General features: G+C 62.4%; 26 protein-coding genes. 14 read left to right on the forward strand and 12 right to left on the reverse strand.

What is annotated here, in order from left to right; all coding sequences use genetic code 11:
• From ACAX43_RS20380 to ACAX43_RS20425, 10 genes are all read left to right on the forward strand, one after another.
• Positions 1 to 372 carry an SMR family transporter gene (locus tag ACAX43_RS20380; RefSeq protein WP_370710214.1) on the forward strand — a complete coding sequence of 124 codons (372 nt, stop codon included), beginning with the start codon at positions 1 to 3 and terminating at the stop codon, positions 370 to 372.
• 262 nt (positions 373 to 634) lie between these two features.
• The gene (locus ACAX43_RS20385; protein WP_370710215.1) at positions 635 to 1,786 is read left to right on the forward strand and encodes a DegT/DnrJ/EryC1/StrS family aminotransferase; all 1,152 of its coding nucleotides are present in this window, start codon (positions 635 to 637) and stop codon (positions 1,784 to 1,786) included.
• A gap of 6 nt (positions 1,787 to 1,792) precedes the next feature.
• Positions 1,793 to 2,836 carry a glycosyltransferase gene (locus ACAX43_RS20390; protein ID WP_370710216.1) on the forward strand — a complete coding sequence of 348 codons (1,044 nt, stop codon included), beginning with the start codon at positions 1,793 to 1,795 and terminating at the stop codon, positions 2,834 to 2,836.
• Positions 2,833 to 3,768, forward strand: coding sequence for a formyltransferase (locus ACAX43_RS20395; RefSeq protein WP_370710217.1), 936 nt, complete (start codon positions 2,833 to 2,835; stop codon positions 3,766 to 3,768). The genes ACAX43_RS20390 and ACAX43_RS20395 overlap by 4 nt, the downstream gene beginning before the upstream one ends.
• Positions 3,765 to 4,829 (forward strand): bifunctional UDP-4-keto-pentose/UDP-xylose synthase, encoded by a 1,065-nt coding sequence (locus ACAX43_RS20400; RefSeq protein ID WP_370710218.1) that lies wholly within the window; start codon positions 3,765 to 3,767, stop codon positions 4,827 to 4,829. Before ACAX43_RS20395 ends, ACAX43_RS20400 begins: the two co-directional genes overlap by 4 nt.
• Positions 4,830 to 4,838: 9 nt before the next feature.
• Positions 4,839 to 5,732: a polysaccharide deacetylase family protein gene (locus ACAX43_RS20405; RefSeq protein WP_370710219.1), complete on the forward strand. Its 894-nt coding sequence runs from the start codon at positions 4,839 to 4,841 to the stop codon at positions 5,730 to 5,732.
• Positions 5,733 to 5,886: 154 nt separating this feature from the next.
• Positions 5,887 to 6,348 carry a peroxiredoxin gene (locus tag ACAX43_RS20410; protein WP_370710220.1) on the forward strand — a complete coding sequence of 154 codons (462 nt, stop codon included), beginning with the start codon at positions 5,887 to 5,889 and terminating at the stop codon, positions 6,346 to 6,348.
• Between the two features lie 348 nt (positions 6,349 to 6,696).
• Complete coding sequence (locus ACAX43_RS20415; protein ID WP_370710221.1) at positions 6,697 to 8,571, forward strand: PhoH family protein; 1,875 nt, start codon at positions 6,697 to 6,699, stop codon at positions 8,569 to 8,571.
• 204 nt (positions 8,572 to 8,775) lie between these two features.
• Positions 8,776 to 9,981, forward strand: a complete 1,206-nt coding sequence (locus ACAX43_RS20420; protein WP_370710222.1) for an NlpC/P60 family protein — start codon at positions 8,776 to 8,778, stop codon at positions 9,979 to 9,981.
• A gap of 57 nt (positions 9,982 to 10,038) precedes the next feature.
• On the forward strand, positions 10,039 to 10,845 hold the full coding sequence (locus ACAX43_RS20425) for an SDR family oxidoreductase (RefSeq protein WP_370710223.1): 807 nt from the start codon (positions 10,039 to 10,041) through the stop codon (positions 10,843 to 10,845).
• Between the two features lie 52 nt (positions 10,846 to 10,897).
• Here ACAX43_RS20425 and ACAX43_RS20430 read toward each other — a convergent pair whose 3' ends face one another.
• The 10 genes from ACAX43_RS20430 to ACAX43_RS20475 form a co-directional block, all read right to left on the reverse strand.
• The gene (locus ACAX43_RS20430; protein ID WP_370710224.1) at positions 10,898 to 11,908 is read right to left on the reverse strand and encodes an anion permease; all 1,011 of its coding nucleotides are present in this window, start codon (positions 11,906 to 11,908) and stop codon (positions 10,898 to 10,900) included.
• The gene (locus tag ACAX43_RS20435; RefSeq protein ID WP_370710225.1) at positions 11,908 to 12,534 is read right to left on the reverse strand and encodes a DUF47 domain-containing protein; all 627 of its coding nucleotides are present in this window, start codon (positions 12,532 to 12,534) and stop codon (positions 11,908 to 11,910) included. The genes ACAX43_RS20430 and ACAX43_RS20435 overlap by 1 nt, the downstream gene beginning before the upstream one ends.
• Before the next feature lie 128 nt (positions 12,535 to 12,662).
• A complete protein-coding gene (locus ACAX43_RS20440) occupies positions 12,663 to 14,048 on the reverse strand; it encodes a replicative DNA helicase (RefSeq protein WP_370710226.1) in 1,386 nt (461 codons plus the stop codon).
• 146 nt (positions 14,049 to 14,194) lie between these two features.
• Positions 14,195 to 14,647 carry a 50S ribosomal protein L9 gene (rplI, locus tag ACAX43_RS20445; protein ID WP_370710227.1) on the reverse strand — a complete coding sequence of 151 codons (453 nt, stop codon included), beginning with the start codon at positions 14,645 to 14,647 and terminating at the stop codon, positions 14,195 to 14,197.
• A gap of 27 nt (positions 14,648 to 14,674) precedes the next feature.
• Positions 14,675 to 14,950: a 30S ribosomal protein S18 gene (gene rpsR, locus ACAX43_RS20450; protein ID WP_012432802.1), complete on the reverse strand. Its 276-nt coding sequence runs from the start codon at positions 14,948 to 14,950 to the stop codon at positions 14,675 to 14,677.
• 2 nt (positions 14,951 to 14,952) lie between these two features.
• A complete protein-coding gene (priB, locus tag ACAX43_RS20455; RefSeq protein ID WP_007182110.1) occupies positions 14,953 to 15,252 on the reverse strand; it encodes a primosomal replication protein N in 300 nt (99 codons plus the stop codon).
• 50 nt (positions 15,253 to 15,302) lie between these two features.
• Positions 15,303 to 15,677, reverse strand: a complete 375-nt coding sequence (rpsF, locus tag ACAX43_RS20460) for a 30S ribosomal protein S6 (protein WP_035550559.1) — start codon at positions 15,675 to 15,677, stop codon at positions 15,303 to 15,305.
• A 275-nt stretch (positions 15,678 to 15,952) separates the two neighbouring features.
• Entirely contained in the window at positions 15,953 to 16,894 is a 942-nt protein-coding gene (locus tag ACAX43_RS20465; protein ID WP_370710228.1) for an anti-sigma factor, read from the reverse strand.
• The gene (locus tag ACAX43_RS20470) at positions 16,884 to 17,633 is read right to left on the reverse strand and encodes an RNA polymerase sigma factor (RefSeq protein ID WP_370710229.1); all 750 of its coding nucleotides are present in this window, start codon (positions 17,631 to 17,633) and stop codon (positions 16,884 to 16,886) included. Before ACAX43_RS20470 ends, ACAX43_RS20465 begins: the two co-directional genes overlap by 11 nt.
• Before the next feature lie 133 nt (positions 17,634 to 17,766).
• Complete coding sequence (locus ACAX43_RS20475; RefSeq protein ID WP_370710230.1) at positions 17,767 to 18,681, reverse strand: LysR family transcriptional regulator; 915 nt, start codon at positions 18,679 to 18,681, stop codon at positions 17,767 to 17,769.
• Between the two features lie 315 nt (positions 18,682 to 18,996).
• On the opposite strand from ACAX43_RS20475, the gene gcl reads away from it, so the two are divergent.
• From gcl to lysM, 4 genes are all read left to right on the forward strand, one after another.
• On the forward strand, positions 18,997 to 20,772 hold the full coding sequence (gcl, locus tag ACAX43_RS20480; RefSeq protein WP_370710231.1) for a glyoxylate carboligase: 1,776 nt from the start codon (positions 18,997 to 18,999) through the stop codon (positions 20,770 to 20,772).
• 129 nt (positions 20,773 to 20,901) lie between these two features.
• On the forward strand, positions 20,902 to 21,711 hold the full coding sequence (hyi, locus tag ACAX43_RS20485; protein WP_370710232.1) for a hydroxypyruvate isomerase: 810 nt from the start codon (positions 20,902 to 20,904) through the stop codon (positions 21,709 to 21,711).
• 69 nt (positions 21,712 to 21,780) lie between these two features.
• Positions 21,781 to 22,689, forward strand: a complete 909-nt coding sequence (locus tag ACAX43_RS20490; protein ID WP_370710233.1) for a 2-hydroxy-3-oxopropionate reductase — start codon at positions 21,781 to 21,783, stop codon at positions 22,687 to 22,689.
• 495 nt (positions 22,690 to 23,184) lie between these two features.
• Positions 23,185 to 23,679 carry a peptidoglycan-binding protein LysM gene (gene lysM, locus ACAX43_RS20495; RefSeq protein WP_370710234.1) on the forward strand — a complete coding sequence of 165 codons (495 nt, stop codon included), beginning with the start codon at positions 23,185 to 23,187 and terminating at the stop codon, positions 23,677 to 23,679.
• Positions 23,680 to 23,823: 144 nt separating this feature from the next.
• Here the strand turns inward: lysM and ACAX43_RS20500 are convergent, their stop codons facing one another.
• Complete coding sequence (locus ACAX43_RS20500; RefSeq protein ID WP_370710235.1) at positions 23,824 to 24,867, reverse strand: asparaginase; 1,044 nt, start codon at positions 24,865 to 24,867, stop codon at positions 23,824 to 23,826.
• Positions 24,868 to 24,947: 80 nt separating this feature from the next.
• Positions 24,948 to 25,874, reverse strand: coding sequence for a CysB family HTH-type transcriptional regulator (locus ACAX43_RS20505; RefSeq protein WP_370710236.1), 927 nt, complete (start codon positions 25,872 to 25,874; stop codon positions 24,948 to 24,950).
• Positions 25,875 to 25,913: the final 39 nt, after the last annotated feature.

Raw genomic sequence — 25,913 nt, forward strand, 5'->3', positions numbered from 1 at the left:
ATGAACCCGATTTCACTCTTTTGCATCCTCGCGGGCGTCACGCTGAACGCCGGCGCGCAGTTGCTGCTCAAAGCCGGAACGAATGCCGTTGGACACTTCGAATTCACCCGTGCGAACATCCTGCCCATTGGCTTCAGACTCGCGACCCAGCCGCCGATCATCGGCGGGCTGGCCTGCTATGTGATCAGCGTTGTCGTGTGGGTGGTCGGACTGTCGCGGGTGGACGTGTCGATCGCCTATCCGATGCTGTCGCTCGGCTACGTCGTCAACGCGTTCGCGGCATGGTATCTATTCGGCGAAGTGATGTCGGTTCAGAAGCTGGTGGGGATCGGCATCATCCTCGTTGGCGTGTTCGTTCTGGCGCGCAGCTAGGCTCCCGCAGCCGGCAGCGCTGTGCCGGGCACGATTTATTGCCGTTTGTCGCCGGCGTTTGCGTCGGCGCCCGCGCAGCGGGCACGCCGGCGGCAAAAAGATGCGGTAAGCCGGGCATCGCCGCCGGCTAAGCAAGATGTAAGGTTGGCTGCGGTATCCTTTGCGGTTGCGCCCTTTTTAGCTGTGGCCTTGGGTTTGCGCGTAGTTTGTGATCTACTTCGCGCCCTTCGGGTTGCGCCCCTTTCAATCGAGCGAAGCATTCATGAGCCAGTCAACAGTCCCGTTTTTGCCGTTTGTCAAACCTGAAATCGATGAAGAAACGATTCAGGGCGTCGCCGACGTGCTCCGCTCCGGTTGGATCACCACCGGCCCGCAGAACCAGAAGTTCGAAGCGGCGCTGTCCGAGTTCTGCGGCGGCCGCCCGGTGCGTACCTTCAATTCAGGCACGGCGACGCTCGAAATCGGGCTCCGCATCGCCGGCGTGAGCGAAGGCGACGAAGTCATCACCACCCCCGCCTCGTGGGTCGCGACCAGCAATGTGATCTATGAAACCGGCGCGACGCCGGTGTTCGTCGACATCGATCCCGCCACCCGCAACATCGACCTGGATCTGCTGGAAAAGGCCATCACGCCGCGCACCAAGGCGATCATTCCGGTTTATCTGTCGGGCCTGCCGGTGGACATGGACCGTCTGTATGACATCGCCCGCGCCCACAAGCTGCGTGTGATCGAGGACGCCGCGCAAGCGTTCGGCTCGACGTGGAAAGGCGAGCGCATCGGCAAACTCGGCGACATGGTCTCGTTCAGCTTTCACGCGAACAAGAATCTGACCTCGATCGAAGGCGGCGCCTTGGTGCTGAACAACGAGGAAGAAGCGCTCCTCGCGCAGAAGTACCGTCTGCAGGGCATCACCCGCACCGGTTTCGACGGCATGGACTGCGACGTGCTGGGCGGCAAGTACAACCTGACGGACGTCGCCGCGCGCGTCGGCCTCGGTCAGTTGCCGCATCTGGAGCGTTTCCTCGCGCAGCGCAAAAAGCTCGTGCGCGCCTATTTCGCCGGCCTGGAAGGCGGCGCGGCGGTCAAGCTGGGCATCGGCCTGCCGTTTGCTGACTTTGCAAACAGTAACTGGCACATGTTCCAGATCACGCTGCCGCTCGAAAAACTGTCGATCGACCGCGCCGGCTTCATGGGCCAGTTGAAGGAACGCGGTATCGGTTCTGGCGTGCACTATCCGGCAATTCACCTATTCTCGCTATACCGTGCGCGCGGCTTCAAGGAAGGGATGTTCCCGCACGCGGAGCGCTTCGGCGCCACCACCGTCACGCTGCCGCTGTTCACGCTGATGAACGAGGGCGACGTGGAGCGGGTCTGCCGTGCGGTCAATGAAATTTGCGAACAATACGGAAAATAAGCGGAAATGATTTATTCGGAACATCGCGCCGTCGCACCGGAAGTGTCGATCATCATCCCGGTGTACAACGAGGAAGCCGGGCTGGCCGAGCTGTTCGCGCGCCTCTACCCGGCGCTCGACGCGCTCGGCACTGCCTATGAAGTGATCTTCATCAACGACGGCAGCCGCGACAAATCCGCCGCCCTGCTCGCCGAGCAGTTCCGCGCGCGCCCCGACACGACCCGTGTGATCCTGCTGAACGGCAACTACGGCCAGCACATGGCGATTCTGGCGGGCTTCGAGCAATCGCATGGCGAGATCGTCATCACGCTCGACGCCGACCTGCAGAATCCACCGGAAGAAATCGGCAAGCTGGTCAGCAAGATGCGCGAAGGCTACGACTACGTCGGCACGATTCGCCTGCAACGCCAGGACAGTTTGTGGCGCCGCAAGGCGTCGCGCGCGATGAACCGCCTGCGCGAGCGCATCACGCGCATCAAGATGACCGACCAGGGCTGCATGTTGCGCGCGTACAGCCGGCACATCATCGACACGATCAATCGTTGCGGCGAGATCAATACCTTCATTCCGGCGCTGGCGTACACCTTCGCGCAGAATCCGGTGGAAATCGAAGTCGCGCACGAAGAGCGTTTCGCCGGCGAATCGAAGTACTCGCTTTACAGCCTGATCCGTTTGAATTTCGACCTGGTCACCGGCTTCTCGGTGGTGCCGCTGCAATGGCTGTCGTTCATCGGCGTGATCCTGTCGCTCGGCTCCGCGGCGCTGTTCGTGCTGCTGCTGATTCGCCGCTTCATCATCGGCGCGGAAGTGCAAGGTGTGTTCACGCTGTTCGCCATCACCTTCTTCCTGCTCGGCGTGATCATTTTCGCGTTGGGCCTGCTCGGTGAATACATCGGCCGGATTTACCAGCAGGTGCGCGCGCGTCCGCGTTATCTGGTGCAGACCATTCTCGAACAGCGCAACGGCACCACCGTGACCGAAGCGCCGCGTCAGGCGGTCGTACAGGCCGTGCAAGCGGCACCGCTGGTCGATCAAGGACCGAATCCATGAAGCCGCGCGCCGTCGTATTCGCGTATCACAACGTTGGCGTGCGCTGCCTGCAAGTGTTGCTTGCGCGCGGCGTCGACGTGGCGCTGGTCGTCACCCATGAGGACAACCCCACCGAGAACATCTGGTTCGGCAGCGTCGCCTCGGTCGCCGCCGAGCACGGCATTCCGGTCGTCACGCCGGCCGATCCGACCAGCCCTGAACTGCGCGCCGCCGTGAGCGCGGCGCGGCCGGACTTCATCTTCTCGTTCTATTACCGCCACATGTTGCCGGTCGACCTGCTCGCGCTCGCCGCACGGGGCGCCTACAACATGCACGGCTCGCTCCTGCCGAAGTACCGCGGCCGCGTGCCGACCAACTGGGCGGTGATCCACGGCGAAACCGAAACCGGCGCGACACTGCACGAAATGGCCGCCAAGCCCGACGCGGGGGCGATCATCGCGCAAACGCCGGTGCCGATCCTGCCCGACGACACCGCCGCGCAAGTCTTCGACAAGGTGACAGTCGCCGCCGAACAGACGCTGTGGCGCGTGCTGCCGGCCTTGCTGGCAGGCGAAGCGCCGCATCTGCCGAACGACCTCACGCACGGCAGCTACTATGGCGGCCGCAAGCCGGAAGACGGCCGGATCGACTGGACGCACTCCGCGCAGCAGGTCTACAACCTGATCCGCGCGGTCGCGCCGCCCTATCCCGGCGCCTTTACCGTTCTCGGCGACCAGCGCTTCGTCATTGCCCGTGCCCGTCTGGCCGCGCCCGGCGCGCTTCGCTCGGATTTGCCCCCGGGCCTGCACGTAAGCGATAATGCCGTTTTCGCAATATGCGGCGACGGTCGCGCGATCGCCATCCACGAATTGCGGCACCAGCACGGCGGCACCGAAACCGTCGTCACCCCGGCCGAATTCGCCCAGCTCATCCAAACTCCCCGTCATTCATGAAAACCGAAGGTTTCGCCAAAAAAGTCCTGATTCTGGGTGTGAACGGCTTCATCGGCCATCACCTGTCCAAACGCATTCTCGAAACGACCGATTGGGAAGTCTTCGGAATGGACATGCAGACCGAACGTCTCGGCGACCTCATCAATCATGAGCGGATGCACTTCTTCGAAGGCGACATCACGATCAATAAGGAATGGGTCGAGTATCACATCAAGAAGTGCGATGTGATCCTGCCGCTGGTCGCGATCGCCACACCCGCCACGTATGTGAAGCAGCCGCTGCGCGTGTTCGAACTCGACTTCGAGGCGAACCTGCCCATCGTGCGGTCGGCTGTCAAGTACGGCAAGCACCTCGTGTTCCCCTCGACCTCCGAGGTCTACGGCATGTGCACGGACGAGCAGTTCGATCCGGAAGCGTCGCAACTGTCGTACGGCCCGATCAACAAGCCGCGCTGGATCTACGCGTGCTCGAAGCAGCTGATGGACCGTGTGATCTGGGGTTACGGCATGGAAGGCCTGAACTTCACGCTGTTCCGTCCGTTCAACTGGATCGGCCCGGGTCTCGATTCGATCTACACGCCAAAGGAAGGCAGTTCGCGCGTGGTCACGCAGTTCCTCGGCCACATCGTGCGCGGCGAGAACATCAGCCTCGTGGACGGCGGCGCGCAAAAGCGTGCGTTCACCGATATCGACGACGGCATCGGCGCGCTGATGAAGATCATCGAGAACAAAAACGGCGTGGCGACGGGCAAGATCTACAACATCGGCAACCCGACCAACAACTTCTCGGTGCGCGAACTCGCGCACAAGATGCTGACGCTGGCCGCCGAATTCCCGGAATACGCCGACCTCGCGAAGCAGGTGCAACTGGTCGAAACGTCGTCAGGTGCGTACTACGGTGCGGGCTATCAGGACGTGCAGAACCGCGTGCCGAAGATCGACAACACGATGCAGGAACTCGGCTGGGCGCCGAAGTCGACCTTCGACGAAGCACTGCGCAAGATTTTCGAAGCGTATCGCGGCCATGTCGCCGAAGCACGCGCGCTCGTCGAACAGCAATAAGGGCGATCCTTGGCTCGTATCGTCCTGAAGATCGACGTCGACACGCTGCGCGGCACTCGCGAAGGCGTGCCGAATCTCGCGCGCATCTTCGACCGTTTCAAGGCGCGCGCCACATTTCTCTTCAGCCTCGGGCCCGACCACACCGGTTGGGCGATGCGCCGCGTGTTGCGGCCGGGTTTTCTGAAGAAGGTGTCGCGCACGTCGGTGGTCGAACATTACGGCATCAAGCAATTGATGTACGGCGTGCTGCTGCCGGGGCCGGACATCGGCGTGAAGACCGCCGCGGAAATGCGCGCGATCCATGAAGCCGGTTTCGAATGCGGCATTCACACGTGGGACCACGTTTACTGGCAGGACAACGTGCGTTCGCAAGACCGCGAGTGGACCGAGAAGCAGATGCAGAAAAGCTTCAACCGGTTCGTCGCGATCTTCGGCGCGCCGCCCGTCACCCACGGTGCGGCGGGCTGGCAGATGAACGGCCATGCGTTCGAACAGATCGACGCATGGGGCATGCACTACGCGTCCGACGGGCGCGGCCACTCGCCGTATCTGCCGGTGGTCGGCGGCAGGACGCTTGCGCATGTGCAGATGCCCACCACGCTGCCCACGCTCGACGAAGTGCTCGGCGTGGATGGTGTCGATCTGCACAACGTCGCCGCATGGATGTTGAAGCACACCGAAAACAATCCGCACGATCAGGTGTTCACGCTGCACGCGGAACTCGAAGGGCAAAAGCTTGCGCCGGTTTTCGAACAGCTTCTGGAAGGCTGGCGTGCGCAAGGCCACACCTTCGCGACCATGGGTGATTACTACGCCACGCTAGACCGCAGCACGCTGCCATCGTACCCTGTTACGTGGGGCGAAATTCCAGGCCGCTCCGGCGAGTTGATTGTCCAGCCCTGACTGGCCAACTGCTAGCCGGCCCTGGCGACCCGGCCGCTGCGCGAGCGCACACCGTGCCGGTCGACCTCCCCCAAGCCTCGATGCCAGGCCGACGCCGCAGCAGTTGCAAGTGCAAATGCAAATGCGGCGCCGCCCCTAACAACCGGAGAACCTCGTGCCCCTCGCAGTCGACCAACCCGTCCCCGACTTTACCGCCCCCGCTACCGGTGGCGAAATCACGCTGTCCAAGCTGCGGGGCAAGAAGGTGGTGCTGTATTTTTATCCGAAGGACAACACACCGGGCTGCACGACCGAAGGTCTGCAATTCCGCGATCTGTATCCGAAATTCAGCAAAGCCGGCGCGGAAATTCTCGGCGTATCGCGCGACAGCCTGCGCTCTCATGACAATTTCAAGGCAAAGCTCGAACTGCCGTTTCCGCTGCTCTCGGATCCGGAAGAAACGTTGTGTACGCTCTTCGGCGTCATGAAATTGAAGAAAATGTATGGCAAAGAAGTCCGTGGGATCGAACGCTCCACGTTCCTGATCGACGCCGAAGGCGTGCTGCGCCAGGAGTGGCGCGGCGTGAAAGTGCCAGGGCACGTCGACGACATTCTGGAGGCTGTACAAGCGCTTTGAGGCGCGTTATATTGGGTTCCAATGAGTGCCTGTCCACCCCAAATTTTTCGCAGCTGCGCCAGACTTGACGGCCGTTTTGTCGGTCCCGTCGAAGTCGTGAGGCGCAACGCGACGACCGAAGGCGAGCCGCTTGCCCCGTACGCCGGGGCGGCGGCTTTTTTAATTGCGCGCAGCCGTTCGTTCACTCGGCCACACGCTTCCGTTAAGGAGCCGATCGAAGACCAGGCGAACCGGCATCTCTAAACCGAAATGCGCGCCTCCGGGCGCAAACTGCGTGCGCACACACTGGCACCGGCAGAATGCGACAGGCGGCGCACGAAATGTGACCCGATTATTTCGAGGGAAACCATGCCTTTGCCTACCCCCCCCAGCAAGCTCGGCAATCTCCTGCCGCCTGACGAATACAAGGCCAAAGCCGCCACGCCGGCGCGCTCCGCCGCGAAGAAACAGGCGGGCGATGGGGAAGCCGCGGAGTCGGCCGACTACGGCCGTGCGAATGTCGCCACGCCGATGGCGCACGCCGCCAATGCTGCGACTACTTTGCGACCCGTGCCCGCATCATCGGCTTCCGCTACGCCACCTGCCTCGGCCGAGCAAACCGCACCGGCGCCCCGGCGCAAATCGAAGCAGACCGCAGCGTTGCTGCTACCGGTTCCCGCAGCGCGCCCGCAAGCCGAGCCGGTTCCTCAAGCCACACCTGCTGCTGAACCGCAGCCGCTCGTCGCGCGCGCGCCGAGCGCAAAGCAGCCTGCCGCAACCACACCCGCAACCACAGCACCCAGCACGCGTGGCACGAGCAAGAAGCGCGGCGTGTCCAGCGGCCCGCTCGAAGTCCAGAAGCTCTTCGTGCTCGACACGAACGTGCTGATGCACGATCCAAGCTGCCTGTTCCGTTTCGAGGAACACGACGTCTATCTGCCGATGATGACGTTGGAAGAACTCGACAACCACAAGAAGGGCATGTCGGAAGTCGCGCGTAACGCGCGCCAGGTGAGTCGCACGCTGGACGCGCTGGTGGCGAACGCGGGCAACATGTCCGACGGCATTTCGCTCGCGCGTCTCGGCAGCCGCGAGGCATCCGGGCGTCTGTACTTCCAGACCAAGCTCACCGCCATCGAGCCGGTCGAAGGTCTGCCGGAAGGCAAGGCCGACAATCAGATCCTCGGCGTGGTGCGCGCGTTGCAGCGCGACCGGATGGATCGTCAGGTCGTGCTGGTGTCGAAGGACATCAACATGCGCATCAAGGCGCATGCGCTCGGCCTGCCCGCGGAAGACTACTTCAACGACCAGGTGCTCGAAGACAGCGATCTGCTGTACTCGGGCATCCGCGCGCTGCCGCAGGATTTCTGGACCAGGCACGCGAAGGGCATGGAGAGCTGGCAGGACACTAAAACCGGCACCACGTACTACCGCGTGACGGGTCCGCTGTGCGCCTCGATGCTGGTCAACGAGTTCGTCTATCTGGAGCCGCAGAACGGCGAGCCGACCTTTCATGCGCTGGTGCGTGAGCTGAACGGCAAGACGGCGCTGCTGCAAACCTTGCGTGACTACGGCCACCACAAGAACAACGTGTGGGGTATCACGGCACGTAATCGCGAGCAGAACTTCGCGCTGAACTTGTTGATGAACCCGGAGATCGACTTCGTCACGCTGCTGGGTCAGGCCGGTACCGGCAAGACGCTGGTCGCACTCGCGGCCGGCCTGGCCCAGGTGCTCGACGACAAGCGCTACAACGAAATCATCGTGACGCGCGCAACGGTGCCGGTCGGTGAAGACATCGGCTTTCTGCCGGGTACGGAAGAGGAAAAAATGCAGCCGTGGATGGGCGCATTCGACGACAACCTCGAAGTCCTGCAAAAAACCGACGACGCCGCCGGTGAATGGGGCCGCGCCGCGACTCAGGAGCTGATCCGGTCACGCCTGAAGGTCAAGAGCATGAACTTCATGCGCGGCCGCACGTTCGTGGACAAGTATCTGATCATCGACGAGGCGCAAAACCTGACGCCGAAACAGATGAAGACGCTGGTCACGCGCGCGGGTCCTGGCACGAAGATCATCTGTCTCGGCAATATCGCGCAGATTGACACGCCTTACCTGACGGAAGGCAGCTCGGGCCTGACCTATGTGGTCGATCGCTTCAAGGGCTGGGCGCACAGCGGGCATGTGACGCTGGCACGCGGCGAGCGCTCGCGCCTCGCGGACTACGCGTCGGAGATCCTTTAAGTTTCAATGATTTAGCTTCGGTTAAAAGCCGCGTCCGGGTCGCCCCGAACGCGGCTTTTTATTGGGCGACCACCCTGCCGGGCAACACTTAGCGCACAAACTTCATGTAATTTGTCAAGAATTCTTGCCGGCGCCATGTTCGACGGGCTACCATCCCGAAATCGTCCGCCATTAAACGAGCGTTTACCGCTCTCCCTCGTCTTCATGCGCCGACTCGCCCTTTCGCTGCTGACCGTTTTGCTGCTCGCGGCTTGCGCCGGCGCGCCGCAGAAGACGTCGCGCGGGCCCGGTTCATCTGTAGTGGTCACGAATGGCGCTTATCATGCGCCGCCGCCGGGCTTCCCGAATTTCGTCGATCACAGCATTGGCCGCGAGGAAATCTCGATTCAGGCGATGAGTCTCGTCGGCGTTCCATACCGTTGGGGGGGTAATACGCCCGACAGCGGCTTCGATTGCAGCGGATTGGTTCGCTATGTGGTGTCCCGCGCCGCTTCCGTGAATCTGCCGCGCACTACCGCGGACATGAGTGGCCGCGGCGAATCGATCGAGCCGGACGAGATCGCGCCGGGCGATCTGATTTTTTTCAACACCACCGGACGCGCGCATTCGCACGTCGGCATTTATGTCGGCAAGCTGCGCTTCGTCAACGCGCCGTCGACGGGCGGCACTGTACGGCTCGACTATCTGACCAATCCATATTGGGCCAAGCGTTTCGACGGTATTCGTCGCGTGGCGGCGCCGGCTGCGACGCCCGCGCCGTTTGATACGCCGAGTTATCAGGCCGCTGCGCCGCAGCCCGAGCGCGTCGCGCCAGTCGCGCAGACGATGCCGGCATATGCGGGTGCAGGGGCAACGGCGCAGGGTTCGAGCTATGCGGCCTCCGTGGCGTCGCAACCTTCGGGCTATGCCACGAACGCCACGGCGCCTCAGCAAACGGCGCGCGTCGCGGCGACGCCTCGGCCGCCTTTGACTACAACTGGAATTGCCCCGCCTAAGGAGGCGGCGACTTCGGTACCCGGACCCCAAGCGGATCCGTTCGAACCGCCGCCACCCGGCATGAACGCCGCGCAGATTCAGGCACGTGCGGCAGGCGCGGTTTCTCCGGCGCCCATTGCGACCGCTCAAGCGACCACGTACGACGCCGCCGTGGGCTCTCCGGCCCAACCGGCGGCTACGCGCGCTGTCTCGCCCGCAGCAGCTCGCGCGCCTGACCCGATCGACGCCGCCGCCGACGCGTTCGAGCCGCCTCCACCCGCTTCAGTCGCGGCGCGCCAAGCCCAGCAGGCTCAGCAAGCCGATGCGAACGGCGGCGTACAGATCATGCGAGCCTCGACCGCCTCGCGCGGCATCCCCGCCGCCACGCAAACTACCGACGACCCGATCGCCCGCTTCGCCAACGGCAAGTTCTGAAGCTGCGCCGCCGATCTGCTATCGTCATCGATATTCTTCTGACAGCGGGTGGCGACGATGGATCTCGGTCTGAAAGACAAGGTAGTGTTGATCACGGGCGGCAGCAAAGGGATCGGGCTCGCCTGCGCTCGCGCGTTCGCGCTGGAGGGCGCAAAGGTCGCGATCGTTTCGCGCGACCCCGCCAATCTCGCGCGCGCTTACGAACAGTTGAAACAAGAAGGCTTGCACGTGCACCGGACGCGCGCCGACCTGCATGAACCACACAGTGCCGCCGACATCGTCGAGGAAGTGAGCACCGCCGTCGGTCCGATCGACGTGCTGATCAACAGCGCCGGCGCGGCCCGCCGCTATGACCCGGAAACGCTCGATGCCGACGCATTCCGCGCGACCATGGAAGCAAAATATTTCCCTTACATCTACCCGCAGCAGGAAGTGCTACGTCGCATGGCCGAGCGCGTCAAGAGCGGCGACGGCGCCGCGCCTGGCACGATCGTCAATATCATTGGGATGGGCGGCAAGATCGCGAGCGATATCCATATCGCGGGCGGCGCCGCGAATGCCGCGCTGATGCTCGCCACCGTCGGCCTCGCCCATTACTACGCGCGCTACGGTATCCGCATCAATGCGATCAATCCGGGTTCGACGCTGACCGAGCGCGTCGAGGAAGCGGTGAAACTGGAAGCGTCGCAGCAAGGCATCGCGAGCGCGGACGCGTTGGCGCGCGGGCAAGCTAAAGTGCCCCTCGGACGTTATGCAAAACCGGAAGAAATCGCTGATGTCGCGCTATTTCTGGCGAGCCGCCGCGCGAGCTATGTGACGGGCGCTATCGTCCCGATGGATGGAGGCAGCGCGCCGCTGATCTGAGCGGCGCGCTTTTACAGCTTTAGTGCGCGGCGGCTGTGCTTGGCCGCGTCGCTTACAGCAGGCGGTGGCCGAGCCACCAGGCTGCCGCGGACAGTGCCGCAGAGGCGGGAATCGTCAGAATCCACGCCCACACGATGTTGCCGGCTACACCCCAACGCACCGCGCTCAACTTCTGCGTGGCGCCGACACCGACGATCGCGCCGGTAATCGTATGCGTGGTGGACACCGGAATGCCGAGCCACGAAGCGGTGAACAACGTGATCGCCCCGCCGGCTTCCGCGCAAAAGCCGCCGACTGGCTTGAGCTTGGTGATCTTCTGCCCCATCGTGCGGACGATCCGCCAGCCGCCGAACAAGGTGCCGATCCCCATCGACAAATAGCAACCGCCGATCACCCACAGCGGCGGCGCGTCCGCGATCGACGACGCGTAACCGGTCGCGATCAGCAGCATCCAGATAATGCCGATGGTTTTCTGCGCGTCGTTGCCGCCGTGGCCGAGACTATACAAACCCGCGGAGACCAGTTGAAGACGCCGGAAACGCCGGTCGACCTTGCTGGGTGGCGTACGGAAATAAATCCACGACACCGCCAGCATGAAGAACGATCCGAGCACGAAACCGAGCAGCGGCGAGATGAAAATGAAGGCCACGGTCTTCATCAGACCGTCGAAATTCAACGAACCCCACCCCGACTTGGCGAGCGCCGCGCCGACCAGCCCGCCGATCAACGCATGCGACGAACTGGACGGAATGCCGTAGTGCCACGTGATGATGTTCCAGCCGATCGCGCCGACCAGCGCACCGAAAATGACGTAATGGTCGACGATACTCGGATCGATCGTGCCCTTGCCGACCGTCTGCGCCACTTTCAGGTGGAACACGAAATACGCGACGACGTTGAAAGCCGCCGCGAAGGCCACGGCCTGCTGCGGCTTCAGCACGCCGGTCGACACGACCGTGGCGATCGAATTCGCCGCGTCGTGGAAGCCGTTCATGAAGTCGAAAATCAGCGCGACGGCGACCAGGCCGGCGACGACCCAGATAGCAAGTTGTATCGATTGCATTATGCGTTTTCCAGCACGATGCCTTCGATGATGTTCGCCACGTCTTCACACTTGTCGGTGATCGTTTCGAGCAGTTCGTAGATCGCCTTCAGCTTGATTAGCGTCTTGACGTCGTCTTCTTCGCGGAAGAGTTTGGACATGGCCGAGCGCAGCACGCGGTCCGCTTCCGATTCCAGACGGTCGATTTCCTCGCACGCCTTCAGGATCTGGCTCGCCTGCTTCATGTCGGACAGCAGGCTGACGGCGAACTGCACGCGCTCGGAGGTGGCCGTGCAGATGTGCGCCAACTGGCTCGCTTCAGAGGTCACCGCCTGCACGTCGTACAGCGAGATAGCGGTGGCGACGTCCTCCATCAAATCGAGGATGTCGTCCATCGTGGTGATCAGCTTGTGGATCTCGTCGCGGTCGAGCGGCGTGATGAAGGTCTTGTGCAGCAGGTCGATGGTTTCGTGCGTGAGCTTGTCTGCGGCCTTTTCGGCCTTCTGCACGTTTTGCTTATGGGTCTCGGCGTCTTGCAGATTGTCGATCAACAGCTCGAGTTCGCGGCTTGCCGAGACGATGCACGTTGCATGTGCATTGAAAATTTCAAAGAACTTGCCCTCGGTGGGCATGAATCGACCGAACATTGGGATCCCGAAAATTGGTCACATTATGGCTGACATAAAACCGCCACATTGTACCGTTGCGAGACCCCGGCCGCACTTTTGACAGCACTTTTGAAAGCGCCGTTACAACAGACGCTTCACTTATCCCTTTACTCGCTGTAAAAATTCTGCGCGCCGGCAAAATTATCGAACTTCGTGAATTGACCATGGAACGTGAGCCGAACAGGACCGATCGGACCATTCCGCTGCTTACCGATAATGATCTCGGCCGTACCCTTGTCCGGGCTGTCCGGGTTGTAGACTTCGTCGCGGTAAATAAACAGGATCACGTCCGCATCCTGCTCGATGGCGCCTGATTCGCGCAGGTCCGACATGATCGGCCGCTTGTTCGGGCGCTGTTCGAGGCCCCGGTTGAGCTGCGACAACGCGATCACCGGTACGTCGAGTTCTTTGGCGAGACTCTTCAGCGAGCGCGAGATTTCCGAGATTTCGGTCGCGCGGTTTTCACCGGACGACGAACCGCTCATCAGCTGCAAGTAGTCGATGATGATCAGACCCAGCTTGCCGCACTGCCGTGACAGCCGGCGCGCGCGCGAGCGCAGCTCCATCGGATTCAGGCCGCCGGTTTCGTCGATGAAAATCTGCGCCTCGCTCATTTTCTGCACGGCGTGCGTGAGCTTCGGCCAATCCTCGTCGGTCAGACGCCCGGTTCGCATGCGGTGCTGATCGAGGCGGCCGACCGAGCCGAGCATACGCATGGTGAGCTGCGAGCCCGGCATTTCCATCGAAAAGACTGCGACCGGCAGGCCGTACTCGACCGCCACGTATTCGCCGACGTTCATCGAAAACGCCGTTTTACCCATCGACGGACGGCCCGCCACGATGATCAGCTCGCCGCCATGCATGCCCGATGTCATGCGGTCCAGGTCGACAAAACCGGTCGGTGTGCCGGTCACGTCGCTCGGATTGGCGGTGTGGTACAGCGTGTCGATCCGCTCGACCACTTGGGTCAGCAGGGGCCCGATCTCGAGGAAGCCCTGCGTGCCGCGGGCGCCGTCTTCGGCGATCGAAAACACCTTCGATTCGGCCTCGTCCAGCAACTGGCGGACTTCCTTGCCTTGCGGATTGAAGGCGTCAGCCGAGATTTCGTCCGCCACGGAAACCAGACGGCGCAGCACCGCGCGATCGCGCACGATTTCCGCGTAGCGGCGGATATTGGCTGCGCTCGGCGTGTTCTGCGCCAGTGCGTTCAGGTAGGCGAGACCGCCGACATCGTCCGCCTTGCCCGCGGTGCCGAGCGCCTCGTACACGGTAATCACGTCGGCCGGACGCGTCGCCGCGATCAGCTTGCCGATGTGCTCGAAGATGATGCGGTGGTCGTATCGGTAAAAATCGCTCTGCGACAGGAAGTCGGCGATGCGGTCCCATGCCGCGTTGTCGAGCAGCAGGCCGCCCAGCACCGACTGCTCGGCTTCGATCGAATGCGGCGGGACTTTCAGCGACTCGATTTGGGGATCTTTGGACGGTGCGTTCATGGAGGGGAATTATCGGGTAAATGCGCGCGGAGGGAAATCAAAAACCGATCGTTCAATGCAGCGAAAGCGGGCACAAAAAAAGGCAGGGGCCGGTCACCCGGCCCCTGCCCTTTGCCAGCAACGTCCTGGCAGATGCTATCTGATACTTAGACGTGTTCGCCCAGCACAGCCACCGTCACATCGACGACCACGTCGGTGTGCAGCGAGATCTGAACGGAGTGATCGCCAACGATCTTCAGCGGGCCTTCCGGCAGACGCACTTGCGCCTTTTCAACCGTGAAACCTTGCTTGACCAGTGCGTCAGCGATGTCGGCGTTCGTCACCGAGCCGAACAGACGACCGTCGACGCCAGCCTTCTGACCGATCTGAACCGTCGAGCCTGCCAGCTTTTCGCCTTGAGCTTGAGCGGCAGCCAGCTTTTCAGCAGCAACCTTTTCGAGTTCAGCGCGGCGGACTTCGAATTCAGCCAGGGCTTCCTTCGTTGCACGGCGAGCCTGCTTGTTCGGGATCAGAAAGTTACGTGCGTAACCGTCCTTGACCTTGACGATATCGCCCAGGTTGCCCAGGTTGACGACTTTTTCCAGAAGAATAATTTGCATTCGGATACTCCTTATCGCGTCGTCGGGTTAGGCCTTGTGCTGGTCGGTGTACGGCACCAGCGCGAGGAAACGTGCGCGCTTGATTGCCGTATCCAGCTGGCGTTGATAGTGCGACTTCGTACCCGTGAGACGCGCCGGCGTGATCTTGCCGTTTTCGCCGATGAAGTCCTTCAGCGTTTCGAGGTCCTTGTAGTCGATGTGATCGACGTTCGCGGCCGTGAAACGGCAGAACTTCTTGCGCTTGAAGAGCGGATTTTGTTGTTGACGACGCTTGTCGAATTTCTTACCAGTCGGGCGGGGCATGTTCAGTCCTTTCCAATGTCCTGCAATGCTGTGATGTGAAATACCAGAGTTCTTGCGTTGCGGTGCTTTTTCGCCAGGAAGCCTGTGAAGAGCGTTTCCACGCCCATCTGACAGCTTTCCAGCTTACCGCTCGCCTCACCTGCGGCTACCGCCTGCATGGTCAGTTCGACTTGCCGGGCAATGCCGGCTTCGACGACTTCCGTGCGGTGGTGCAACGTGCAGCCTGCAATCGGAACGCCGGCGGGGGTATACCGCACCGGTTCGCGTTCGACGACGCTGGCCGTGAGTTGCAGCCGATTCATGTACCCTTTGGCGAGAGCGACACTTGATCTGGTAGCTTAAATAGTGTGTCTTAAGCCTGCGCTTCGGACGGTTGCGTAGCAGCCGACTTCTTGGCTTCTTCGCGCTGCACTTCCTTCATCATCGGCGACGGGCCGGTTTCGGCCTTCTTCAGCTTGACGATCAGGTGACGCAGAACAGCGTCGTTGAACTTGAATGCGTGTTCCAGCTCGTCGAGCGTGGTTTGGTCGCATTCGATGTTCATGCAGACGTAGTGAGCCTTCGCGAGTTTCTCGATCATGTAGGCCAGTTGGCGACGGCCCCAGTCTTCGATACGGTGGATCTGGCCACCGTGCGAAGTGATCGTGCTTTTGTAACGCTCGATCATGGCGGGCACTTGCTCGCTCTGATCGGGGTGCACAATAAAGACGATTTCATAATGACGCATACACACTCCTTGTGGACTTGTGGATTAGAGCCACCCGGGCGTCTGAACCGGTGTGGCAAGTGAGAAGCCAAAGAGTGTAACCGGTAAAGCGGCACATTACAAGATACCCCTTCGGTCAAACACGCAATTCGGGTGTGTTTTCAAGGGTTTAAACGGCGGCCAGACTGTGGCGGGATACGGTGACAGCCTAAAGCCGCCGCCGGGAACCGTCGCCCCGGCATGAATCGCGCTCGCCCGCTTCCTTTTCCGGGCATCCGGCAACTTTTCAGCGCCTGTCAGCCGCCCTCCGTGCGCTCGCTGCCGCCTTGCAAGCGCGCCTTCAGCGCCGCTTCCAGGCCACTCAATGCATCGGGGGCTGCGTCCGTGATCGCCCACCAGGTCATCCCTTCCGAGTTCCAGTGCGAGATCGAATAGCCTTCGCGGGCAAGTGTCGCGGGAGCGGCGCTTCCTGCGCCGCGGCCGGTGCCCGTGTCGCCGGAACCTGCCTGCGGAAACACATATACGTCGATCACGTGTTTGCGGTAGCGGTACACCAGCACAGCCACCCGCTGGTGCGCAAGGTAATCCAGCCGTCCGCCCTCCAGCGCGAAGCCGCTCGCCGCCAGGTCCTCGACCGGCGGCGAATAGTCGAGCCGGCCGTTGAACCACGGCTTGACCGTATGCCGGTCCGTCGATATCACGTCGATGTCGCGCCCGGACACCTGCGCGCGCACGTGGCTTTCGACCAGTTCGTCAGCGAACGGCGCGAACTCCGCCGGACGGCGCAGGCTCAGCGTGACGCCCGCCGCCACCGCGCACAACGCGACAACCAGCGCGGTCAGCCAGCCTTGCGCGATCAGTCTGTTTGCGCCGACCGCGGCGCCAGAGCCTCCAAAGTCCCCCTGTGGACCATGCCCGCCGTTCAGCCAACTGTCCAACCAGGTGCGCCAGCGCGGCTGACGTGGCGGGGGTTTGACGGCTGCGCCGGTCGGTGCCCGCGACGCGGAGACGGCATCGTCCGTTTCAGGCAGTCCGGCCAGGATGCGTGTCCGCAGCGATTCAGGCGCCCGATGATAAGGCGCCGCGCGCAGCGACTCGCTCAATGCCCGCAGGTTTTCGCTTTCGCGGCGGCAGGCGTCGCAACTATCGATGTGCTGCTGGACGCGGTGCGCATCCGGCGCGGGCAATTCATGATCGGCGTTCGCATCGAGGAGCGGGCGCGCTTCGTTACAGTCCATCTGGCGTCTCCTGAGCTAAGCCGGCGGCGCTTGCGCCGGGGGTGTTGGATGGCCGGGCGCTGGAAGCCGCCCGGAGTGGTGTGACGGAAGCCGTGGGCGGCGCACCGGACGGCGGAGGCCCGGATGCCGGAGGCCCGGAAGCCGGGAGCCCGGACGCCGGACGCCCAGATGCCTGCTTCGCCGTCAGCAGCGCGGCCAGCTTGCGCCGGCCCCGCGCGAGCCGCGACATCACCGTGCCGATCGGCACGTCGGCCACCATCGCGATCTCGCGATAACCCATTTCTTCAAGCTCGCGCAGGATCAGCACCTCGCGGTACTCGACCGGCAACTGCGCGAGCGCCTCGTGCACGAGCCTGACGTCCTCGTTGCGAATCAGGAGCGTCTGAGGATCGGCGCCGCCCTCAGTCCAGCCGTCGAAGGTCGCATCGTCCATGGTGTCGTCGAACTCGACTACTTCGTGCGACGAGGCGCGCCGCCGCCATTCCGTGTACCAGGTGCGGCGCACGATCGCCAGCAGCCACGGCCGCGCCGAGTCGCCACGGAAGGTGTCGAAGAACCGGAACGCGCGCATGAACGCTTCCTGCACCACGTCGTCGGCATCGTTGGCGTTGCCGCTCAACCAGCGCGCAAGGTTGTACGCGGCGTCGAGGTGCGGCAGCGCCAGTTGCTGAAAACGGCGGCTTCTGGCCGCATCGGCATCGTCGTGCGCGCGGGCGGCATGGGATTCGGTCTGGACCACCTCGGCCCTCCAGGGCATTACGGCTACGCTGCGTGACTCGTCGTTACGCTCTCGTCACAACATGACCGGCCACACGTCGAGTTTATTCCCGCTGCCGCACGGAATTCGCAAAAAAACCGGAACGGCCCACCCACTAATAAGTCGCCCGATTCCAGTAATCCTCGCTGGCATAAACCTCTTTCAGATAGTCGATGAAATAGCGCACCTTGGCCGGCACATAACGCTGCTGCGGATAGACCGCCAGAATGTCGTAGTCGGGCAGCGCGAATTCATCCAGCACGGTTTCCAGTTCGCCGCGCGCCAGTTGCTGCTGGATTTCCCACGTGGAGCGCCAGCCGAGCCCCAGCCCTTCGGATACCCACCGATGCAGCAGCTCGCCGTCGTTGCAATCGAGCGTGCCGCCCACCCGCACCGTCGCCAGTTTGCCATTGCGGCGGAAGTACCAGCCGCGGTTCTGGCCGCCTTGCAGGTTGAATGCCAGACAGTTGTGCTGCGGCAGATCTTCGAGCGTTTTCGGCTTGCCGTATTTGCGGAAATATTCCGGCGTGCCGCACACCACGCGCCGGTTCGTTGCCAGCTTCACGGCGACGAAATTCGGATCGACCGCGCCGCCGATGCGAATCGACAGGTCATAACCCTCGCGCACCAGATCGACCACGCGATCGGTCAGGTTGAACGACACCTGCAATTCCGGCTTGTCGGCGAGAAAAGCCGGCGCAAGCGGCGCAACGTGCTTGCGCCCGAACGCGGCCGGCGCCGACACGATCAGATGGCCGTTCACCGCGCGCCGTCCGGCGCTCAGTTCGTTTTCCGCCTGATCCCATTCGGTAAGCAGGCCGCGGCAGCGCTCCAGAAAGGCGGCGCCGTCTTCGCTGACCACCAGCCGGCGCGTCGAACGGTACATCAGCTTGACACCGAGGCGCTTTTCCAGCGCGTCGATCCGGCGTCCGAGAATCACCGGCGACACGCCCTCCTCCAGCGCGGCCGCCGCGAGGCTGCCCGCGTCGGCGACACGCACGAAGGTTTCGATTTGTTTGAAGCGGTCCATTTCTGTCTCCGGTCCCATGCAGCATCGCTGCGCCCGTCTCGCGCCTCGAGGCCAACGGCTCGGGCCTCGCAGCTTCCGGCTTGCCGTTCCTGCCCCCTTCTGCCCGCCGCGCACAAGCCTCACGCACCGTCCGGCCTATCCACGCAAAGCCCCGCGCCATTCCATACTTTTTGTTTCGAAATAAGCGACCCGGACTGATCTTATCAAACCTTTAGGTGAAGCCTACAGTTCGATCAACACCTTTGGTTTGCCTATCCGTCAGCGAATGCGTCAGCCAACCCATTCGCCCACCTCAGACACATTCAGGAGACATTCATGGCCAAGATGAGAGCCGTCGACGCAGCCGTGCTGGTGCTCGAAAAAGAAGGCATCGACACCGCATTCGGCGTTCCGGGCGCAGCAATCAACCCCTTCTACTCGGCCATGCGCAAGGCAGGCAACATCAGCCACGTGCTGGCGCGTCACGTCGAAGGCGCGTCGCATATGGCCGAAGGCTATACGCGCGCCCGCTCGGGCAACATCGGCGTGTGTATCGGCACCTCGGGCCCTGCCGGGACCGACATGATCACCGGTTTGTACTCCGCTCAGGCCGACTCGATTCCTATTCTGGCTATCACGGGCCAGGCGCCGCGTGCGCGTCTGTACAAGGAAGACTTCCAGGCCGTCGATATCGAATCGATCGCCAAGCCGGTCACCAAGTGGGCCGTCACCGTGCGTGAGCCGGCATTGGTGCCGCGCGTGTTCCAGCAGGCTTTCCATTTGATGCGCTCGGGCCGTCCGGGTCCGGTGCTGGTCGATTTGCCGATCGACGTGCAGCTCGCCGAAATCGAATTCGACATCGACACGTACGAACCGTTGCCGGTCTACAAGCCGAAAGCGACGCGCAAACAGATCGAAGCCGCGTTGAAGCTGTTGAATGACGCTGAAAAGCCGCTGATCGTCTCCGGTGGCGGCGTGCTGAACGCAGCCGCTGAAGACCTGCTGGTCGAATTCGCCGAAACCGTCGGCGTGCCGGTGATCCCGACGCTGATGTCGTGGGGCGCGATTCCCGACGACCATCCGCTGATGGCCGGCATGGTCGGCTTGCAAACTTCGCACCGCTACGGCAACGCGACGATGCTCGCCTCCGACTTCGTGCTCGGCATCGGCAACCGTTGGGCCAACCGTCACACGGGCAGCGTCGAGGTTTATACCAAGGGCCGCAAGTTCGTGCATGTGGACATCGAACCGACGCAAATCGGTCGCGTGTTCGGACCGGACCTCGGCATCGTGTCGGACGCGAAGGCCGCGCTCGAACTCTTCGTTGAAGTGGCCAAGGAATGGAAGGCCGCCGGCAAGCTGAAAGACCGCGGCGCGTGGGTCGCCGATTGCCAGCAACGCAAGCAGACGATGCTGCGCAAGACGCACTTCGACAATGTGCCGATGAAGCCGCAACGCGTGTACGAAGAGATGAACCAGGTGTTCGGCCGCGATACCTGCTACGTGAGCACGATCGGTTTGTCGCAGATCGCCGGCGCGCAATTCCTGCACGTCTACAAGGCGCGCAACTGGATCAACTGCGGCCAGGCAGGCCCGCTCGGCTGGACGATTCCGGCAGCGCTGGGCGTGCGTGCAGCCGACCCGCAACGCCAGATCGTCGCACTGTCCGGCGACTACGACTTCCAGTTCATGATCGAAGAACTGGCAGCCGGTGCGCAATTCAAGCTGCCGTACGTGCACGTGGTGGTGAACAACTCGTACCTCGGCCTGATCCGCCAGGCACAGCGCGCATTCGATATGGACTTCTGCGTGCAACTCGGCTTCGAGAACATCAATGCGCCGGAAATGAACGGCTACGGCGTGGATCACGTCGCGGTTGCCGAAGGCCTGGGTTGCAAGGCGATCCGCGTGTTCAAACCGGAAGAACTGAAGCCGGCGCTGTTGAAAGCGCAATCGATGCTCTCCGAGTTCAACGTGCCGGTGATCGTCGAAGTGATCCTCGAACGCGTGACCAACATTTCGATGGGCACCGAGATCGACGCGATCAACGAGTTCGAAGATCTGGCCGAGCGACGCGAAGACGCACCGACGGCGATCAGCATGCTCGACTGAGCTGTTTGACACTTCGACCCGCGCTTTGATCGGCGCATTGATTCGATAAGCATCACATGAGCACGGCTCGGCATCCCCGGGCCGCCTCATGAAGTTATTCCACTGACCGACCAGCGAGACACAAGCACCATGCCGAAATTTGCAGCAAATCTAACCATGCTGTTCAACGAAGTCCCGTTCCTCGACCGCTTTACGGCAGCAGCGGACGCGGGCTTCAACGCCGTCGAATTCCTGTTTCCGTATCCGTATCAAATCGCTGAATTGAGCGAGCGTTTGCAGCAGAACCGTCTCAAGCTCGTCCTGCACAACCTGCCTGCGGGCAATTGGGAAGCGGGTGAGCGCGGCATTGCGTGCCTGCCGGATCGCGTCGCTGAGTTCCAGGAAGGTGTGGGCCGCGCGATCGAATACGCGACGGCGCTGAAGGTACCGCAATTGAACTGCCTCGTCGGCATTCCGACTGCGGGCGTCGATGCGGACACGGCGCGCAACACGATCGTCGACAACCTGCGCTTCGCCGCGGGCGAACTGAAGAAAGCCGGCATCAAGCTGCTGGTCGAGCCGTGCAATTCGTACGACATCCCCGGCTTCGCGCTGAACCGTTCGGGCGAAGGCCTCGACGTGATTCGCGCCGTGGGTTCGGACAATCTGTTCCTGCAATACGACATCTATCACATGCAACGGATGGAAGGCGAACTCGCAGCGACGATCAAAAAGAATCTGCCGCAGATTGCGCATATCCAGCTCGCCGACAACCCGGGCCGCAACGAACCGGGCACCGGCGAAATCAACTACCCGTTCCTGTTCGACCTGCTCGATTCGCTCGGCTACGAAGGCTACGTCGGTTGCGAATACAAGCCGCGTACGACCACCGCCGCCGGCCTCGGCTGGGTGCAGAGCGTGGCCGGGCAAACCCGCGGCGCCGCCCACGCCGCTGCCTGATCGACTCATTGATCACCTCGATGAGCACCTCAGGCACATCACCCCAAACAACACTGGAGATTTAGACACATGGCAAAGATCGGTTTCATCGGCCTCGGCATCATGGGCGCGCACATGGCGCGCAACCTTATCAAAGGCGGTCACACGCTGTTCGTGAACGGCGCATACCCGGTGCCTGAAGATCTGAGCAAGAGCACGAACGTCGTCGCCAATTCGACCGCTGTCGCGCAAGCCGCCGACATCGTCATCATCATGGTGCCGGACACGCCTGACGTCGCCAACGTGCTGTTCGCCGACGACGGCGTCGCCGCCGGCCTCACGCAGGGCAAACTGGTGATCGACATGAGCTCGATCTCGCCGCTCGACACGCAAGCCTTCGCGAAGAAGATCAACGCGCTCGGCGCCGACTACCTCGATGCGCCGGTGTCCGGTGGTGAAGTCGGTGCGCGTGAAGCGTCGCTGACGATCATGGTCGGCGGCCCGGAAAAGGCCTTCGCATTGGCCAAGCCGCTGTTCGAACTGATGGGCAAGAACATCTCGCTGATCGGCGACAACGGCGCGGGTCAAACCTGCAAGGTCGCGAACCAGATCATCGTCGCGCTGAACATCGAAGCGGTCGCTGAAGCACTGCTGTTCGCTTCGCGCTCGGGCGCCGATCCGGAACGCGTGCGCAAGGCGCTAATGGGTGGCTTCGCTTCGTCGCGCATTCTCGAAGTGCACGGCGAGCGCATGACCCAGCGCAAATTCGATCCGGGCTTCCGCATCGAACTGCATCAGAAGGATCTGAACCTCGCACTCGATGGCGCACGCAAGCTGGGCATCGCCCTGCCGCATACGGCGAGCGCGCAACAACTGTTCAGCGTGTGCGCAGCGAACGGCGGCAAGGCATGGGATCACTCGGCCATGGTGCGCGCGCTGGAAATCATGGCGAACTACGAAGTCGCGCAAGCGCCGGATAGCAACGCCAAGGCGGCTTGAAGCAAACACGGATTGCCGTGATCGTTGCACCGTCAACGTCATCGCAACCGCAGGTGGGGCGCCCGGTCCGTCGTGCGGCATGTACGGCGGACCGGGCAAATCGTGCCGCTCTGGGCTGAGAGCGGCAAGTGGGGTCCGCAGCGGCACCCGGCGGCGCCGGGGAAGCCTTGGTCGGTCAGACGTCGTCGTCGGGTGTCCGGCTGTCGGATTTCATTCTTATGCTGTTTCCGCCAATCTCTCGCAGCGGCATGCATCATGCATGCCGCCTTGCTTGCTCGCCTCTTTGCACTGGCTTGCAACTGCCCACCCCTCGCCAACCTTTTTTGACATATCCTTCCCGCTTTCTCCTACACTCCTTGAGTCTGGTTGTTTGCGTTCCAGACGTCCGTGCCGCTCATTGCAGCGCGTGTCATCTGCTTGAATCGCCTGATTCGCAACCAGTACACAACCCGTGCGCAAAGCATGCTTGCGCCACCCACGTTAGGAGAATGATCAATGGGTATTCTCGGTTTTATCAAGGAAGCCGGCGAAAAACTGTTCGGCGCCGCCTCTACGCCTGCCCAGGCCGCAACCGCGCCGGCCGCGCCCAACCTTGACGCGCTGAACAAGACCGCGGGCGACGCGATCGCCACGTATATCCGCAGCCAGGGCCTTGACGCCACCAACCTGCAAGTCACGTACGACGGCACGAGCCACACGGTCACCGTCTCAGGTGTTGCGGCCGATCAGCCGACCAAGGACAAGATCCTCGTCGCGGCCGGCAATGTGCAGAATGTCGACAAGGTCGACGATCAATTGACCGTCACCACGCCCGCTGCGGCGCCCACGCAGTTTCACACTGTCGTGTCCGGCGACAATCTGTGGAAAATCGCAGAGAAGTACTACGGCAGCGGCGCGAAGAACGACGTGATTTTCCAGGCGAACACGCCCATGCTGAAGAGCCCGGACAAGATCTATCCGGGTCAGGTGCTGGTGATTCCGCCGCAGTAAGCCACTGCGGCAAGTCATTGCACCAGGCAACAAACCGCATACGGAAATGACAACGCGGCGCTCGGGTCAGAGACTCGAGCGCCGCGTTTTTCATCAAGCGGTCATGCACGCGAAGCTTGCGTGCATGAAACGACCCGTGCCGCTTCAATACGTATCGAATACCTTCTGCAGCGCAACCGGCCCCGTGCCACCGGCAGCCAATGCCAGCATCAGCAGAACCCGCGCCTTGTACGGATTCAGCGAGCCCGCGCTGACGAACCCGAGCGTATCGTCTGCCGCCGCGCCGTTGCGCATCACGTGGCCTGAGCCCACGCGCGACGAACGCACCACCGCCACGCCTTGTGAGGCCGCATCGGCCAATGCCTGTTGCATCGACGCGTGAATCGAGCCATTGCCCGTACCCGCTACCACGATGCCACGCACGCCGGCTGTCACGAGCGCATCCACGGCGATCCGGGAGGCGCCTGCATAGCTCGCGACAATCTCCACGTGCGGCCACTTCGCGCCGATCACGAACTCGGTTGCGAGCGTATGCGGACGCACCACGCTGCGCTGGAATTCGACGCGCCCGTCCTGCACCCAACCAAGCGCACCGATTTCCGGAGACTGGAATGCATCGACGGCGTACGTGCTCGTCTTGACCACGTCACGCGCGCTATGGATCTTGTTGTTGAAGGCCACCAGCACACCCTGCCCGTGTGAGCCAGGGTTCGCCGCAACCGTCACGGCATTCAACAGATTCAGCGGGCCGTCGGCGGAAAGCGCCGACGCGGGGCGCATCGCCGCGGTGAGCACGACTGGCTTAGCCGACTTGATCGTCAGATGCAGCAGATAGGCGGTTTCCTCGAGCGTGTCGGTGCCGTGCGTGATCACCACGCCGTCGACGTCATCGGCCGCCAGCAGCGTGTTGATGCGTTGCGCGAGCGTGGTCCACAGCGGCATCGCCATGTCCTTGCTGTCGATGCTGGCAATCTGTTCGGGCGCAATCCGCGCCACCGTGGACAAAGCCGGCACCACGGCCAGCAATTGATCGACGCCGACAACACCCGCCTGGTAGCCGGACGTATTGGTGGCGTCCGCGGCCGCCCCGGCGATCGTGCCGCCAGTCGCCAGCACGGCGATGCGCGGCAGCGCTGGCGTGGCGCCTTCGTCGGAAGGCGTCGCGGAAGAGGAAGTCGAAGTATTCATGGCGGCGATTGTAAGCGATGCGCCGCGCGCCACCCTGCATCAAAAAACGGATGCCCGTTCGTTTCGGGCCGGCCCGGATGTCAAACGGCCTCGCGCAACTGCGCGGCGATTTCCGCTTCGTTCAACTGCGGCGCGAACATTTCGATCAGCCGGTACGCATATGCACGCAGGAACGCGCCCTTGCGCAAGCCGACCCGCGTGGTGCTCGCTTCGAACAGATGCTGCGTATCCAGCGCGACCAGTTCCGTGTCGCGCTTCGGATCGTAGGCCATCGCCGCGACCACGCCGATCCCCATGCCGAGTTCGACGTAGGTCTTGATCACGTCGGCGTCGATGGCGGTCAGCACGACGTCGGGCAACGCGCCCGCTTTCGCGAACGCCTGGTCGATATGCGAGCGGCCCGTGAAGTCCTGGTCATACGTGACGATCGGGAATTCAGCGATCTCGTCGAGCGTCAGATTCGGGCGGCCCACCAGCGGATGGTCCTTCGGCACCACCACGACGTGATGCCACGAATAGCACGGGAACGTGACGATATCCGGAAAGCGGTCGAGCGCTTCGGTGGAAATACCGATATCCGCTTCGCCGTTGATGATCATCTGCGCGATCTGTTGCGGGCTGCCCTGGCGCAGCGCCAGATGCACCTTCGGGAACACCGTGGTGAATTGGCGGATCACCTTCGGCAGCGCATAGCGCGCCTGCGTGTGAGTCGTCGCCACGACGAGGTGGCCGCTGTCCTGATCGGCGTACTGGCGCGCCACGCGGCGCAGATTCTCCGCATCGAGCAGCATCCGCTCGATCAGCTGATGCACCGCCTTGCCCGGCTCGGTGAGACCCGTCAGACGCTTGCCGCGTCGAATGAAAATATCGACGCCGAGTTCGTCCTCCAGATCCTTGATCTGTTTCGATACGCCCGACTGCGACGTGTACAACACGTTCGCCACCTCGGTCAGGTTCATGTTCTGGCGCACGGCCTCGCGCACGAAGCGCAATTGCTGGAAGTTCATCTGTATGTCTCCGGTTCAGCCAGAGTTGAGTTATTAGAG

This window comes from Paraburkholderia sp. IW21 (genome assembly GCF_041321145.1).
In the GTDB taxonomy this organism is placed as follows: Bacteria; Pseudomonadota; Gammaproteobacteria; order Burkholderiales; family Burkholderiaceae; genus Paraburkholderia.

Coding starts and splice junctions, on each gene's coding strand:
- ACAX43_RS20395 (WP_370710217.1), top strand. CDS start 2,833: ATGAAGCCGCGCGCCGTCGTATTCGCGTATCACAACGTTGGCGTGCGC.
- priB (WP_007182110.1), bottom strand. CDS start 15,252: ATGAATCGGCTGCAACTCACGGCCAGCGTCGTCGAACGCGAACCGGTG.
- ACAX43_RS20385 (WP_370710215.1), top strand. CDS start 635: ATGAGCCAGTCAACAGTCCCGTTTTTGCCGTTTGTCAAACCTGAAATC.
- ACAX43_RS20415 (WP_370710221.1), top strand. CDS start 6,697: ATGCCTTTGCCTACCCCCCCCAGCAAGCTCGGCAATCTCCTGCCGCCT.
- ACAX43_RS20400 (WP_370710218.1), top strand. CDS start 3,765: ATGAAAACCGAAGGTTTCGCCAAAAAAGTCCTGATTCTGGGTGTGAAC.
- gcl (WP_370710231.1), top strand. CDS start 18,997: ATGGCCAAGATGAGAGCCGTCGACGCAGCCGTGCTGGTGCTCGAAAAA.
- ACAX43_RS20430 (WP_370710224.1), bottom strand. CDS start 11,908: ATGCAATCGATACAACTTGCTATCTGGGTCGTCGCCGGCCTGGTCGCC.
- ACAX43_RS20465 (WP_370710228.1), bottom strand. CDS start 16,894: ATGGACTGTAACGAAGCGCGCCCGCTCCTCGATGCGAACGCCGATCAT.
- rplI (WP_370710227.1), bottom strand. CDS start 14,647: ATGCAAATTATTCTTCTGGAAAAAGTCGTCAACCTGGGCAACCTGGGC.
- ACAX43_RS20435 (WP_370710225.1), bottom strand. CDS start 12,534: ATGTTCGGTCGATTCATGCCCACCGAGGGCAAGTTCTTTGAAATTTTC.
- ACAX43_RS20390 (WP_370710216.1), top strand. CDS start 1,793: ATGATTTATTCGGAACATCGCGCCGTCGCACCGGAAGTGTCGATCATC.
- ACAX43_RS20505 (WP_370710236.1), bottom strand. CDS start 25,874: ATGAACTTCCAGCAATTGCGCTTCGTGCGCGAGGCCGTGCGCCAGAAC.
- hyi (WP_370710232.1), top strand. CDS start 20,902: ATGCCGAAATTTGCAGCAAATCTAACCATGCTGTTCAACGAAGTCCCG.
- ACAX43_RS20490 (WP_370710233.1), top strand. CDS start 21,781: ATGGCAAAGATCGGTTTCATCGGCCTCGGCATCATGGGCGCGCACATG.
- ACAX43_RS20500 (WP_370710235.1), bottom strand. CDS start 24,867: ATGAATACTTCGACTTCCTCTTCCGCGACGCCTTCCGACGAAGGCGCC.
- ACAX43_RS20425 (WP_370710223.1), top strand. CDS start 10,039: ATGGATCTCGGTCTGAAAGACAAGGTAGTGTTGATCACGGGCGGCAGC.
- rpsR (WP_012432802.1), bottom strand. CDS start 14,950: ATGCCCCGCCCGACTGGTAAGAAATTCGACAAGCGTCGTCAACAACAA.
- lysM (WP_370710234.1), top strand. CDS start 23,185: ATGGGTATTCTCGGTTTTATCAAGGAAGCCGGCGAAAAACTGTTCGGC.
- rpsF (WP_035550559.1), bottom strand. CDS start 15,677: ATGCGTCATTATGAAATCGTCTTTATTGTGCACCCCGATCAGAGCGAG.
- ACAX43_RS20380 (WP_370710214.1), top strand. CDS start 1: ATGAACCCGATTTCACTCTTTTGCATCCTCGCGGGCGTCACGCTGAAC.
- ACAX43_RS20475 (WP_370710230.1), bottom strand. CDS start 18,681: ATGGACCGCTTCAAACAAATCGAAACCTTCGTGCGTGTCGCCGACGCG.
- ACAX43_RS20420 (WP_370710222.1), top strand. CDS start 8,776: ATGCGCCGACTCGCCCTTTCGCTGCTGACCGTTTTGCTGCTCGCGGCT.
- ACAX43_RS20440 (WP_370710226.1), bottom strand. CDS start 14,048: ATGAACGCACCGTCCAAAGATCCCCAAATCGAGTCGCTGAAAGTCCCG.